Origin of the sequence: Kitasatospora sp. NPDC058406 (genome assembly GCF_042722765.1) — a bacterium.
Taxonomy (GTDB): Bacteria; Actinomycetota; Actinomycetes; order Streptomycetales; family Streptomycetaceae; genus Kitasatospora.
In genome coordinates, this window is record NZ_JBHXKE010000258.1 from 1 (window position 1) to 12,102 (window position 12,102).

Consider the following 12,102-nt stretch of genomic DNA (forward strand, 5'->3'; position numbering starts at 1 on the left):
GCCCCGCCCCCTAATCCGCGGACGGTTGGGACTAGTTCTTCTGGATCTGGTCGAAGGAGAGCTCGACCGGGGTCTCCCGGCCGAAGATCTCCACCAGACCCTTGACCTTCTTCGAGTCGGGGTTGATCTCGTTGATGGTCGCCTGCAGGGTGGCGAACGGACCGTCGGTGACGGTGACCGAGTCGCCGACCTCGAAGTCGAGGACCTGGATCTCGCTGGGCTTGACCGGGGAGGGCTTGCCGGCCTCCTTGGCCGCCTGGCGCTCGACGTCCGGGGCGAGCATCTTGACGACCTCGTCCAGCGTCAGCGGGTACGGGTCGTAGGCGTTGCCGACGAAGCCGGTGACGCCGGGGGTGTTGCGCACGACGCCCCAGGACTCCGGGGTGAGGTCCATGCGCACCAGGACGTAGCCGGGGAGCTTGTTCTGGCGGATGGTCTTGCGGTCGCCGTTCTTGATCTGGACGACCTCCTCCTGCGGCACCTCGGCCTGGAAGATGTACTCCTCGACGTTGAGCGAGACGGCGCGCTGCTCCAGGTTCTGCTTCACCCGGTTCTCGTAGCCGGCGTAGGTGTGGATCACGTACCACTCGCCCGGCATGAACCGCAGGTCCTCGCGGAACTTGGCGACCGGGTCGACCTCGACGGCCTCCTCGGCCTCGTCCTCGGCCTCGGTCTCGTCCTCGGTCCCGGCCTCGTCCTCGGCTGCGGCCTCGGTCTCCTCGGCGAGCTCCTCGTCGGACTCCTCGTGCAGCGCGGCCTCCTCGGCCGGCTCGCCGGCCTCGACCTCGTCGTGCGCCTCGGCCTCGTCCTCGTCGCCGTCCGCGGCGTCCACGATCTGCTCGGCGGCCTCGACGTCGTCAGCCAGCTCGGCCGCGTCCAGCTCGGCGGCGACATCCGCCTCGCGGACGGTCTCGTCGGCGTCGTACAGGGGGGAGTCAGACACGGTGGCTGCTTCTTTCCTGGAGATGGTGAAGGTGGCGCGCTCCGTGGCGTTCCCGGTGCCGGTCCGCTCTCGCGGGCGCCGGAAGTTCGCCTCGGAGACTTCAACAGTACCGAGTCAACGGTAGCGGCCCCGTACCTCCGACGCAGACAGCTCGACCCGGGCCGAGGACCGGCCCGGGTCGGGAAGCTGTTTCAAAGGTGTGGCGGTTCCGTCAGCCGAAGATCCAGAGGGCCAGCTTGGAGAAGCCGTAGTCGAGACCGGAGACGAACGCCATCACGATCACGACGAACACGACCACGACCGTGGTGTAGTTCACCAGCTGGCTGCGGGTCGGCCAGACAACCTTGCGCAGCTCGGCGATGATCTGCCGGTAGAACAGCGCGAGCCGGGCGAAGGGGCCCTTCTTGCCGCGCTTGCCCGACTTCTTCTCGCCAGAGCGCTTGCGGCGGGACTCGCCCTCCGCAGGCGTGGTCTCGGCAGCGCCGTCGGCCCCCTCGGGGTTGCCGCTCTCAGGCGTTGCGGTGGAGCCCGTGGTCTCCGTCACTCGTCCTCACCTGAATCCGGGTCCTGCCGAGCATCACCTGCGTACCCGGGTAGGGCACGAGCGGCCGGCTAAAGCGGTGCTGTTCGGTGCCCTCTCCGCATCAAGCCCGCTCGCTCTTTGGAGCGAACGGGCTGAGTACGGATCAAGCAGCAGGGCAAGAGGGACTTGAACCCCCAACCGCCGGTTTTGGAGACCGGTGCTCTACCAATTGAGCTATTGCCCTACGGAGCTTTTCGGCTCCAGTAGCGACCACCAACCTACCGCATCTCCCGCCGCCCCAGGTACAGGTGGCGAGCGTTCCGGTCGGCTCGGTGTCCGTCGAGCAGTGAGTGTACGTGGTCGGGGGGTGTTTGGTCGAACCTCTTCTTTCCGGGCCGCCATGTGGACGGCCCCGTACATATCGTGAAACCGCCATGCCCGGGCCGTGTGCCGTCTGCGACCATGCAGGCATGAGCGCTTCCACCCCGCAGCCCGACAGTTCCGTCCGCCCCGCCGACCGGCGCGTCTCCGCCCGGATCGGCGCGATCGCCGAGTCCGCCACGCTCGCCGTCGACGCCAAGGCCAAGGCCCTGAAGGCGGCCGGCCGTCCGGTCATCGGCTTCGGCGCCGGCGAGCCGGACTTCCCGACCCCGGACTACATCGTCGAGACGGCCGTCGAGGCCTGCCGTGACCCGAAGAACCACCGCTACACCCCGGCCGGCGGACTGCCGGAGCTGAAGGAGGCGATCGCCGCCAAGACGCTCCGTGACTCGGGCTACCAGGTGGACGCCTCCCAGGTGCTGGTCACCAACGGCGGCAAGCAGGCGATCTACGAGGCGTTCGCGGCGATCCTCGACCCGGGCGACGAGGTCATCGTCCCGGCCCCGTACTGGACCACCTACCCGGAGTCGATCCAGCTGGCCGGCGGCGTGCCGGTGGAGGTCGTGACCGACGAGACCACCGGCTACAAGGTCTCGGTCGAGCAGCTGGAGGCCGCGCGCACCGAGAACACCAAGGTGGTGCTCTTCGTCTCCCCGTCCAACCCGACCGGCGCGGTGTACACCCGGGCCGAGGCCGAGGCGATCGGCCGCTGGGCGCTGGAGCACGGCCTCTGGGTGCTCACCGACGAGATCTACGAGCACCTGGTCTACGGCGACGCGGAGTTCACCTCGCTGCCGGCCCTGCTGCCGGAGCTCGCCGACAAGACCGTCGTGGTCAACGGTGTCGCCAAGACCTACGCCATGACCGGCTGGCGGGTGGGCTGGGTGATCGGCCCCAAGGACGTCGTCAAGGCCGCGACCAACCTGCAGTCGCACGCCACCTCGAACGTCTCCAACGTCGCCCAGCGGGCCGCGCTCGCCGCCGTCTCCGGCGACCTCTCGGCCGTGCACGAGATGCGCACCGCCTTCGACCGCCGCCGCCGGACCATCGTGCGGCTGCTCAACGAGATCGACGGCGTGGTCTGCCCCGAGCCCGAGGGCGCCTTCTACGTCTACCCGTCCGTCAAGGGCCTGCTGGGCAAGGAGATCCGCGGCAAGCGCCCGCAGACCTCCGGCGAGCTGGCCGCCCTGATCCTCGACGAGGCCGAGGTCGCGGTCGTCCCCGGCGAGGCCTTCGGCACCCCGGGCTACCTGCGCCTCTCCTACGCGCTGGGCGACGCCGACCTGGCCGAGGGCGTCGGCCGGATCCAGAAGCTGCTCGCCGAGGCCCGCGACTGACGGCACCGGCTCCCGGCCCGCCCCCTTTTCACCCCTTCGGGGGATGTGAAGGGGGCGGTTCCCGTCCGGGCCCTCCGTACGGCAGGATTCGTGAATGGAACGCCTGCTGAACCCGCGAGACGTCAGGGACCTGCCCAAGGCCCACCTGCACCTGCACTTCACCGGCTCGATGCGCCCGGCCACCCTGCTGGAACTGGCCGACAGGCACGGCGTCCGGCTGCCGGAGGCGCTCAGCTCCGACCAGCCGCCGAGCCTGCGGGCCACCGACGAACGCGGCTGGTTCCGCTTCCAGCGCCTCTACGACACCGCCCGCTCGGTGCTCCGTGACGAGGACGACATCCGCCGCCTGGTCCGGGAGACCGCCGAGGACGAGCGGCGGGACGGCTCGCGCTGGCTGGAGATCCAGGTCGACCCGACCTCGTACGCGCCCCGGCTCGGCGGGCTGATCCCCGCCCTGGAGCTGATCCTGGACGCCGTCGAGCAGGCCGCCGCGGCCACCGGGGTCGGTATCCGGGTCCTGGTCGCGGCCAACCGGATGAAGTCCCCGATGGACGCCCGGACCCTGGCCCGGCTCGCCGTCCGGTACGCCGACCGGGGCGTGGTCGGCTTCGGCCTCTCCAACGACGAGCGGCGCGGCCTGGCCCGCGACTTCGACCGGGCCTTCGACATCGCCCGCAAGGGCGGGCTGCTCGCGGCCCCGCACGGCGGCGAACTCGCCGGACCGGAGTCGGTCCGCGACTGCCTGGACGACCTGGGCGCCGGCCGGATCGGCCACGGGGTCCGGGCCGCCGAGGACGACCGGCTGATGCAACGGCTGGCGGACCGCCAGGTCACCTGCGAGGTCTGCCCGTCCTCCAACGTCTCGCTCGGCGTCTACGAGCGGCCTGAGGACGTCCCGCTGCGACGGCTGTTCGACGCCGGGGTGCCGCTGGCGCTCGGCGCCGACGACCCGCTGCTGTTCGGCAGCCGGCTGGCCGACCAGTACGGCCTGGCCCGCGACGTCCTGGGCTTCTCCGACGCCGAACTGGCCGAACTGGCGCGCCAGTCGGTGCGCGGTTCGTGCGCGCCGGAGAGCGTGCGGAAGGAACTGCTCGCGGACGTCGACGCCTGGCTGGCGGGCTGAGTCAGCCCGGGGAGTCGTCCCGGGGAGTCATCCCGGAGCTCCTCGGGAGTCGCCCCGGAGCCTCCCCGGGAGTCACCCCGCGATCCCCCGGGGAGGGGCCTCAGAGGGTGACGCCGACCATCACCGGCTCGTTCACCAGCTCCACCCCGAAGGCGGCGCGCACGCCGTCCCGGATCTCCCGGGCCAGCACCAGCAGGTCCTCGGTGGTGGCGGCCCCCCGGTTGGTGAGCGCCAGGGTGTGCTTGGTGGAGAGGGTCGCCGGGCCGCTGCCGTAGCCCTTGCCGAACCCGGCCCTGTCGATCAGCCAGGCCGCCGAGGTCTTGGTGCGGCCGTCCGGCGCCGGGTAGGCGGGGGCGGTCAGCTCGCGCTCGGCGGCCAGTGCCAGGAACACGGCGTACTGCTCGGGGTCCAGCACCGGGTTGGTGAAGAAGGAGCCCGCCGACCAGGTGTCGTGGTCCGCCGGGTCCAGCACCATGCCCTTGCCGGAGCGCAGGCCCAGCACCGCCTCGTACGCCTCGCGCAGTCCGACCCGCTCGTCCTGGGCCACCCCGAAGTGCTTGGCGACCTCGGCGTAGCGGACGGGGGTGGACTGCCCGCCGGCGTCCTCCAGCGCGAAGCGGACCCGCAGCACCACGTAGCGGTCGGGCTCGGCCTTGAAGCGGCTGTGCCGGTAGGAGAAGCCGCACTCGGCGCCGGTGAGGGCGAGCACCTCGCCGGACCGGCGGTCGTACGCGACCACCTCGGTGATCGTCTGGGCCACCTCCTGGCCGTAGGCCCCGACGTTCTGCACCGGGGTGGCCCCGGCCGAGCCGGGGATGCCGGCCAGGAACTCGACGCCGGCCAGCCCGTGGTCGACCGTCCGGGCCACCGCGTCGGCCCAGACCTCACCGGCGGCCAGCTCCAGTGCGGTGCCGTCCAGCGCGAAGCCGGTGGTGGCGATCCGCAGCACCGTGCCGGCGAAGCCGGCGTCGCCGATCACCAGGTTGGAGCCGCCGCCGAGGACCAGCAGCGGCTCGCCCGCCGCGTCGGCCGCGCGGACGGCCGAGACCACCTCGTCGTCGGTGTGCGCGGTCACCAGGCGGCGGGCCGGGCCGCCGAGCCGGAGGGTGGTCAGCGGGGCGAGGGGGGCGTCGAGTTCTTCCAGCACGCCCCCCAGCGTACGGGGCCCCCGTACGCACCCCGCCCGTTCGGGCCGGAGGGTCGGGCCGGGCGGAGGATCAGGCCAGCCGGACGACGGCCCGGGACATGCCCAGCACCTTCTGGCCGCCGTAGGTCGCCACCAGGTCGACCTGGACCCTGCGGTCGTCCAGCAGCTTGGCCACCTTGCCGGTGACCTCGATCACGGAGCCGACCCCGTCGTTGGGCACCGGCACCGGACGGGTGAAGCGGACGCCGTACTCGACCACCGCGGCCGGGTCGCCGACCCAGTCGGTGACCACCCGGATCGCCTCGGCCATGGTGAACATGCCGTGCGCGATGACGTCGGGCAGGCCGACCTCCAGGGCGAACTTCTCGTTCCAGTGGATCGGGTTGAAGTCGCCCGAGGCTCCGGCGTACTGCACCAGTGTGGCGCGGGTCACCGGGAAGGACTGCGCGGGCAGCTCGGTGCCGGCCTCGACCTCGTCGTAGCTGATCGCCATCGGGCTCACTCCCCCGTCTTCTCGTCGGCGGCCCGGGCCACCAGCGTCATGACCGACGTCACCACGTGCTCGCCGGTCTCGTCCGACACCTCGCCACGCACGGTGAGGACGTCGTTGCCCGCCAGTGACTTGATGTTGTCGATGGCGACCTCGACGGTCAGCCGGTCACCGGCCCGGACCGGGCGGGTGTAGACGAACTTCTGGTCCCCGTGCACGACCCGGCTGTAGTCCAGGCCCAGCTCGGGGTCCTGGACCACCTGGGCGGCGGCCCGGAAGGTGAGCATGAACGGGAAGGTCGGCGGGGCGATCACGTCCGGGTGACCGAACGCCTTGGCCGCCTCCTGGTCGGTGTACGCCGGGTTGGCGTCGCCCACGGCGGCGGCGAACTCGCGGATCTTCTCCCGGCCGACCTCGTACGGCTCGGTGGGCGGGTACGTCCGCCCGATGAAGGAGGGGTCGAGTGCCACGGGCAACTCCTCGGAAGCGCGTTGGATGACAAAAAAACTCCGGACCGCAACCCAATGAGGATTGCGGCCCGGAGTCGTAGACCTGGTTCACACAGGCCCGGTGCCCTGCAACAGGGTCAACGGGTCTCGCGGTGCGCGGTGTGCGAGTTGCAGCGGGGGCAGTGCTTCTTCATCTCAAGACGGTCCGGGTCGTTACGCCGGTTCTTCTTGGTGATGTAGTTCCGCTCCTTGCACTCCACGCAGGCCAGCGTGATCTTCGGGCGGACATCGGTGGCAGCCACGGGAGTGCCTTCCTTGTACAACAATGAATGAGAACAAAGACAAGAGTAGCCGACCGGGAGTGCGATCTCCCGACCGACTACGCGGAGTAGCGGTGACCGGACTTGAACCGGTGACACAGCGATTATGAGCCGCTTGCTCTACCAACTGAGCTACACCGCCACGGTGATCCTGAACACGGCCGAAGCCGGTCCTCTCTCACCAGAGCCCCCATGCGGAATCGAACCGCAGACCTTCTCCTTACCATGGAGACGCTCTACCGACTGAGCTATAGGGGCGAACGAGGAAGAGATTACACGTTCCGCGCCCAGAGGTGAAATCCGTATCCCGCCGCGAAGTCCGCAGGTGGACGGCCTGCACTGGCGAGCGATCGAAGGCAGCGCGTTCGACCGGCCCGGTCGGGCAGCGGCCCGACCCGATACGACTATTGCCCGCCTCCCTGCGCCCCGCCCCTGCCCGCCGTAGGCTCGTCGCTCATTGATCGGAACCGGGACGGGGCCGTGGACAGCGGGCCGGGCCGGCACGAAGAGGGAGCCGGGCGATGGACAGCGCAGCCGCCGACGGGCCGCAGCCCGGACCCGGCCCGGCGGCCAACCCGCTCGGGCACGGCCCCGTCCTGCTCCTCACCGACGCACGGCTGGCCGACGGCCGGGTGGTGGACGTCCGGATCAGCGGCGACCGGATCCAGGCCGTCGGCACCTCCGGCGGTCTCGGCCCGCTGCCGGCCCTGCCCGGCGCCCCCACCGTCACCACCGGCGCCCGGATCGACCTCCGCGGCTACCTGCTGCTGCCGGCCCCCGCCGAGGTGCACGCCCACTACGACGTCGCCTTCTCCGCCGCGCTGCCCGCCCCTCCGCCGGAGACGCCCTCCGACCTCACCCGGCGGGTCACCGAGGCCGCGCTCACCTCGCTCGGCTACGGCGCCACCGCCCAGCGCACCCACGTCCGGATCGGCGACGTGCACGGGCTGCGCCGGCTGGAGGCGGTGCTCACCGCCCGCCAGGCGCTGCGCGGCCTCGCCGATCTGCAGGCCGTCGCCATGCCCCGGCTGCTCACCGGCCGGGCCGGTGCGGACGGCCGGGCCCAGCTGCGGGACGCGCTCAAGCTGGGGGCCACCGCGGCCGGCGGCTGCCCCGAACTGGACCCGGACCCGGCGGGCTTCGTCCAGGTGCTGCTGGAGGCCGCCCGGGAGGCGGACTGCCCGGTGGACCTGCACACCACGGCCGCCGACCCGGGACAGCTGGCCCGGCTGGCCGGGGCGCTCGGACCGCTGCGGCCGCGGGTGGTGCTGGGGCCGTGCGGGTCGCTGGCGCCGGGCGCCTCGGCGGTGCTGGCCAGCAGCGGGGTCCGGGTGGTCTGCCTGCCGCAGAACGGCGGCTGCTCCGGTCTGGAGGGCCCGGCGGTCGGGCTGCGGCACTCGGTGCTGCGCGAGCTGGTGGAGGCGCGGGTGCCACTGGTGGCGGGCAGCGGCTCGCTGCGGGACGGCGCCAACCCGGTCGGTCGGGCCGATCCGCTGGAGGCCGCGTACCTGCTGGCGGCGGGCGGGGTGCTGAGCCCCGACGCGGCGTACGACACCGTGTCCAACCAGGCGCGGGCGGCGCTCGGGCTGCCTCCGGTGCGGGTGGACGCCGGCTTCCCGGCCGAGCTGCTGGCGGTCCGCGGCGACAGCCTGGCGGGGGCGCTGGCCGGCGGGCACAGCCGGCTGGTGGTGCACAGCGGACGCGTGGTCAGCCGGACCAGCGCGGTGCGGGAGTTCGCCGACACGGTGGCGCTGGCGCTGCCCCGGCAGTCGGGCAGCGCGGGCGGGGGGTGACCGGCCGCAGCGCGGGCGCCCGGGCAGGGGCGGTCGCCCTGCTCCGAACAGGCGGCAGGGGCGCGCAGTGTCGACCGCGCGCCCCTTCCCCCACCCTGGCCGCCGAGGCGGCGAAGCGGCCCCAGGCATCCCCCACATGGAGCGGGGCCGCTTCCTCGCCGCTGACGCTACGCCCGCGAACCGCCCCCACCGCCCCCTCCTGACGCCCTCCTGACGCCCGGAGGTCCGCTCCTGACGGCTCGTTGACGCCGCCCGCGCACCGCGCGGGCCTCAGGGCTCGTACCGGTAGCCGATCCCGGGTTCGGTGATCAGGTGGCGCGGGCGCGCCGGATCGCGTTCCAGCTTGCGGCGCAGCCCCGCCAGGTAGACCCGCAGGTAGTTGCCGCGCAGCTCCCGGTCCGGCCCCCAGACCTCGCGCAGGATGCGCCGGCCCGGCACCAGCCGGCCCGGGCTGGCCAGCAGCAGGGCCAGGATCCGCCACTCGGTCGGGGTGAGCCGGACCGGACCGTCCGGACCGGTGACGGTGGTGGCGGCGAGGTCCACCGTGTGGTCGCCGACCAGCACCGGCACGGGCGCGGGCGGGCCGGCCCGCGGGCGGCGCAGCACCGCCCGCAGCCGGGCCAGCAGCTCCTCCATCAGGAACGGCTTGGTGAGGTAGTCGTCGGCGCCGGCGTCCAGCGCGTTCACCTTGTCGGCGCCGCCCGAGCGGCCGGACAGCACGATGATCGGCACCGCGCTGCGGCTGCGCAGGCCCCGGATGACCTCCATGCCGTCCAGGTCGGGCAGGCCGAGGTCGAGCAGGACGGCGTCCGGGGCGGTGTGCGCGGCGCGGTCCAGCGCCTCACCGCCGGTGGCGGCGGTCCGCACGGCGTACTGCCGGGCGCTCAGGTTGATCCGCAGGGTCCGCAGCAGGGCGGGCTCGTCGTCGACGACCAGGATCTCGCTCATGCGGGGACCCCTCCCGGGTGCCGCTCCCCCGTGCCGGGCCCGGTCTCGTCCGGACGGCCCCCGTCGGGCCCGTACGGCCCCGCGGCGGGCAGGGTGAGCAGCATGGTGGTGCCGCCGCCGGGGGTGTCCTCGACCTCCAGGCTGCCGCCCATGGCCTCGGCGAGGCCGCGGGAGAGCGCGAGGCCCAGGCCGACGCCGGTGGTGTTGTCGGTGTCGCCGAGGCGCTGGAACGGCAGGAAGACCCGGTCGCGATCCTCGGGGGCGATGCCGGGGCCGCGGTCGATCACCCGGACCTCGACCCGGCCCCGGTGGTGGCTGGCGGCCACCAGGACCGGCGCGCCGGGCGCGTTGTGGCGCAGCGCGTTGGCGATCACGTTGGCGAGGACGCGTTCCAGCAGCGGCGGGTCGGCCAGGACCGGCGGCACGTTCTCCAGGTCCAGCGGCTGGACGGGCGCGTACGGGTCGGGCAGCGAGTCGAGGGCGCGCGGCAGGATCTCGTCGACGTGGGTCTCGGCGAGGTGCAGGGTGAGCGCGCCGGCCTGGAGGCGGCTCATGTCGAGCAGGTTGTCGACCAGCCGGGTGAGCTTGACCAGGGATTCGTCGGCGGTGGCCAGCAGTTCGGCCCGGTCCTCGGGCGAGAACTCGACGTCCGGGCTGCGCAGCGAGCCGACCGAGGCGAGCGCGGCGGCCAGCGGGGTGCGCAGGTCGTGGCTGACCGCGGCGAGCAGGGCGGTGCGCATCCGGTCGGCGGCCTTGATGGGTTCGACCTCGGCGGCGACCACCGCGAGCCGGTCGCGTTCCAGCGCGGCGGCGACGTGCGCGGCGAAGGCGGTGAGGACGCGCTGGTCGGCGGCGGGCAGCCGGCGTCCGGTGAGGACGAGGACGGCGTCGGCGCCGACCGGGACCTCGGTGGCCTCGGCCGGCTGTCCGGGTTCGGGCTCGCCCCCGCCGTCGCAGGCGGCCAGCACCTCGCCGCCGGTGCGCTCCAGCAGGGCGACGGCGTGCATGCCGAAGGCGGTGCGGGACTTCTCCAGCAGGGCGGGCAGGGCGTCGGCTCCGCGCAGCACGCTGCCGGCGAGGGTGGAGAGCGTCTCGGCCTCGGCGGTGGCCCGGGCTGCCCGGGCGGTGAGCCGGCCGGCGTGGTCGACCACCGTGGAGACGGTCAGCGCGACGGCGGCGAAGACGGTGAGGGCGATGATGTTGTTGGTCTCGCCGATGGTGAAGGCGTGGACGGGCGGGATGAAGAAGTAGTTGAGCAGCAGCGAGGCGACCACCGAGGCCACCAGCGCGGAGGTCGCCCCGCCGAGCAGGGCGACCACGACCACGCCGAGCTGGAAGATCAGCGCGTCGGTGGTGAGGTTGACGGTGTCGTGGGACTGCGAGAGTCCGGCGGTGATCAGCCAGGGCACCACCAGCCCGGCGAGGAAGCCGGTGACGGTGCGGCGCCTGGAGTGGCGGCGGCCGAGCGACGGCAGCCGGCCGCGGCCGGTGAACTCGTGGGTGACCATGTGGACGTCGATGTCCTCGGAGGCGTCCACGGTGGTCTCGCCGATTCCCGGGCCGGTCAGGAAGCGGGTGGTCCGGCCGCGCCGGCTGGTGCCGAGGACGAGCTGGGTGGCGTCGTGGGCCCGGGCGAAGGCGAGCAGCGCGGTGGGGATGTCGTCGCCCACCACCACGTGGTAGCTGCCGCCGAGGTTCTCGACGAGCTGCCGCTGTTGCGCGAGTTCCCCCGACGAGGCCCCCGCCAGGCCGTCGCTGCGGGTGACGTGGACGGCGAGCAGGTCGCCGCCGGCGGTGCGGTCGGCGATCCGGGCGGCGCGGCGGACCAGCGTCTCGCCCTCGGGGCCGCCGGTGAGGGCGACCACGACGCGCTCGCGGGCCTCCCAGACGCGGTCGATGTCGTGGCTGGCCCGGTAGTCGCGCAGGCCCTCGTCGACCCGCCCGGCCACCCAGAGCAGGGCGAGTTCGCGCAGGGCGGTGAGGTTCCCGACCCGGAAGTAGTGGGAGAGCGCGGCGTCCACCTTCTCCGCCTTGTAGACGTTGCCGTGGGCCATCCGCCGGCGCAGTGCCTGCGGGGCCATGTCGACGAGCTCGATCTGGTCGGCCCGGCGGACCACCTCGTCCGGGACGGTCTCGCGCTGCGGGATGCCGGTGATCTTCTGGACGACGTCGTTCAACGACTCCAGGTGCTGGACGTTGACGGTGGTGATGACGTCGATCCCGGCGTCCAGCAGCTCCTCGACGTCCTGCCAGCGCTTGGTGTGCCGGCCGCCGGGGACGTTGGTGTGGGCCAGCTCGTCGACCAGGACGACGGCGGGCCCGCGGGCGAGCACGCCGTCGAGGTCCATCTCCTCGAAGTCGCCTTCCCGGTAGGAGCGGTGGACCCGCGGGAGGACCTCCAGACCGGCGAGCATGGACTCGGTGTGCCGGCGGCCGTGGCACTCGATGTAGCCGACCACCACGTCCGCGCCGCGGTCCTGTCTGCGCCGCGCCTCGTCCAGCATCCGGTAGGTCTTGCCGACACCGGGGGCGGAGCCGAGGTAGACCCTCAGCCGGCCTCGGCGGTGGCCGGTGCCGGGAGCGAGGTCGCGGACCATGGGCGCTGCTCTTTCGTCTTCTGCGCACGAGGCGGCTTCTGGGGCGGGGGC

The 12,102-nt window shown here is 73.0% G+C and carries 11 protein-coding genes and 3 tRNA genes; 3 read left to right on the top strand and 11 right to left on the bottom strand.

Annotation, left to right across the window (positions count from 1 at the left end):
* Positions 1-31 precede the first annotated feature (31 nt).
* From nusG to ACFWOG_RS34215, 3 genes are all read right to left on the bottom strand, one after another.
* A complete protein-coding gene (nusG, locus tag ACFWOG_RS34205; RefSeq protein ID WP_380363138.1) occupies positions 32-943 on the bottom strand; it encodes a transcription termination/antitermination protein NusG in 912 nt (303 codons plus the stop codon).
* Between the two features lie 211 nt (positions 944-1,154).
* On the bottom strand, positions 1,155-1,487 hold the full coding sequence (gene secE / locus ACFWOG_RS34210; protein ID WP_329885427.1) for a preprotein translocase subunit SecE: 333 nt from the start codon (positions 1,485-1,487) through the stop codon (positions 1,155-1,157).
* 150 nt (positions 1,488-1,637) lie between these two features.
* Positions 1,638-1,710, bottom strand: a tRNA-Trp gene (locus ACFWOG_RS34215).
* Between the two features lie 226 nt (positions 1,711-1,936).
* Here ACFWOG_RS34215 and ACFWOG_RS34220 point away from each other — a divergent pair.
* Together ACFWOG_RS34220 and ACFWOG_RS34225 are read left to right on the top strand one after the other, a co-directional pair.
* Positions 1,937-3,184 (top strand): pyridoxal phosphate-dependent aminotransferase, encoded by a 1,248-nt coding sequence (locus ACFWOG_RS34220; RefSeq protein WP_329950364.1) that lies wholly within the window; start codon positions 1,937-1,939, stop codon positions 3,182-3,184.
* A gap of 94 nt (positions 3,185-3,278) precedes the next feature.
* Positions 3,279-4,307: an adenosine deaminase gene (locus ACFWOG_RS34225; RefSeq protein WP_329885429.1), complete on the top strand. Its 1,029-nt coding sequence runs from the start codon at positions 3,279-3,281 to the stop codon at positions 4,305-4,307.
* A 100-nt stretch (positions 4,308-4,407) separates the two neighbouring features.
* On the opposite strand, the gene ACFWOG_RS34230 is transcribed toward ACFWOG_RS34225, so the two are convergent.
* The 6 genes from ACFWOG_RS34230 to ACFWOG_RS34255 all read right to left on the bottom strand — a co-directional run bounded on the left by ACFWOG_RS34230 (position 4,408) and on the right by ACFWOG_RS34255 (position 6,971).
* On the bottom strand, positions 4,408-5,451 hold the full coding sequence (locus ACFWOG_RS34230) for a UDP-N-acetylmuramate dehydrogenase (protein WP_329950424.1): 1,044 nt from the start codon (positions 5,449-5,451) through the stop codon (positions 4,408-4,410).
* Between the two features lie 73 nt (positions 5,452-5,524).
* Entirely contained in the window at positions 5,525-5,947 is a 423-nt protein-coding gene (locus ACFWOG_RS34235; protein WP_329885430.1) for a MaoC family dehydratase, read from the bottom strand.
* A gap of 5 nt (positions 5,948-5,952) precedes the next feature.
* The gene (locus ACFWOG_RS34240) at positions 5,953-6,414 is read right to left on the bottom strand and encodes a MaoC family dehydratase N-terminal domain-containing protein (RefSeq protein WP_329885431.1); all 462 of its coding nucleotides are present in this window, start codon (positions 6,412-6,414) and stop codon (positions 5,953-5,955) included.
* A gap of 116 nt (positions 6,415-6,530) precedes the next feature.
* Complete coding sequence (rpmG, locus tag ACFWOG_RS34245) at positions 6,531-6,695, bottom strand: 50S ribosomal protein L33 (RefSeq protein WP_006604855.1); 165 nt, start codon at positions 6,693-6,695, stop codon at positions 6,531-6,533.
* Positions 6,696-6,782: 87 nt separating this feature from the next.
* A tRNA-Met gene (locus tag ACFWOG_RS34250) sits at positions 6,783-6,855 on the bottom strand.
* A 43-nt stretch (positions 6,856-6,898) separates the two neighbouring features.
* Positions 6,899-6,971, bottom strand: a tRNA-Thr gene (locus ACFWOG_RS34255).
* A 263-nt stretch (positions 6,972-7,234) separates the two neighbouring features.
* Here ACFWOG_RS34255 and ACFWOG_RS34260 point away from each other — a divergent pair.
* A complete protein-coding gene (locus ACFWOG_RS34260) occupies positions 7,235-8,506 on the top strand; it encodes a hydrolase (RefSeq protein WP_329885432.1) in 1,272 nt (423 codons plus the stop codon).
* Between the two features lie 270 nt (positions 8,507-8,776).
* Here the strand turns inward: ACFWOG_RS34260 and ACFWOG_RS34265 are convergent, their stop codons facing one another.
* Entirely contained in the window at positions 8,777-9,454 is a 678-nt protein-coding gene (locus ACFWOG_RS34265; RefSeq protein ID WP_380363141.1) for a response regulator, read from the bottom strand.
* Complete coding sequence (locus tag ACFWOG_RS34270; RefSeq protein WP_329885434.1) at positions 9,451-12,051, bottom strand: sensor histidine kinase KdpD; 2,601 nt, start codon at positions 12,049-12,051, stop codon at positions 9,451-9,453. The genes ACFWOG_RS34265 and ACFWOG_RS34270 overlap by 4 nt, the downstream gene beginning before the upstream one ends.
* Positions 12,052-12,102: the final 51 nt, after the last annotated feature.

Bases quoted from the DNA above. Each gene is read 5' to 3' on its own strand.
- ACFWOG_RS34220 (WP_329950364.1), top strand. From the start codon at position 1,937: ATGAGCGCTTCCACCCCGCAGCCCGACAGTTCCGTCCGCCCCGCCGAC.
- ACFWOG_RS34235 (WP_329885430.1), bottom strand. From the start codon at position 5,947: ATGGCGATCAGCTACGACGAGGTCGAGGCCGGCACCGAGCTGCCCGCG.
- ACFWOG_RS34225 (WP_329885429.1), top strand. From the start codon at position 3,279: ATGGAACGCCTGCTGAACCCGCGAGACGTCAGGGACCTGCCCAAGGCC.
- ACFWOG_RS34265 (WP_380363141.1), bottom strand. From the start codon at position 9,454: ATGAGCGAGATCCTGGTCGTCGACGACGAGCCCGCCCTGCTGCGGACC.
- ACFWOG_RS34260 (WP_329885432.1), top strand. From the start codon at position 7,235: ATGGACAGCGCAGCCGCCGACGGGCCGCAGCCCGGACCCGGCCCGGCG.
- ACFWOG_RS34270 (WP_329885434.1), bottom strand. From the start codon at position 12,051: ATGGTCCGCGACCTCGCTCCCGGCACCGGCCACCGCCGAGGCCGGCTG.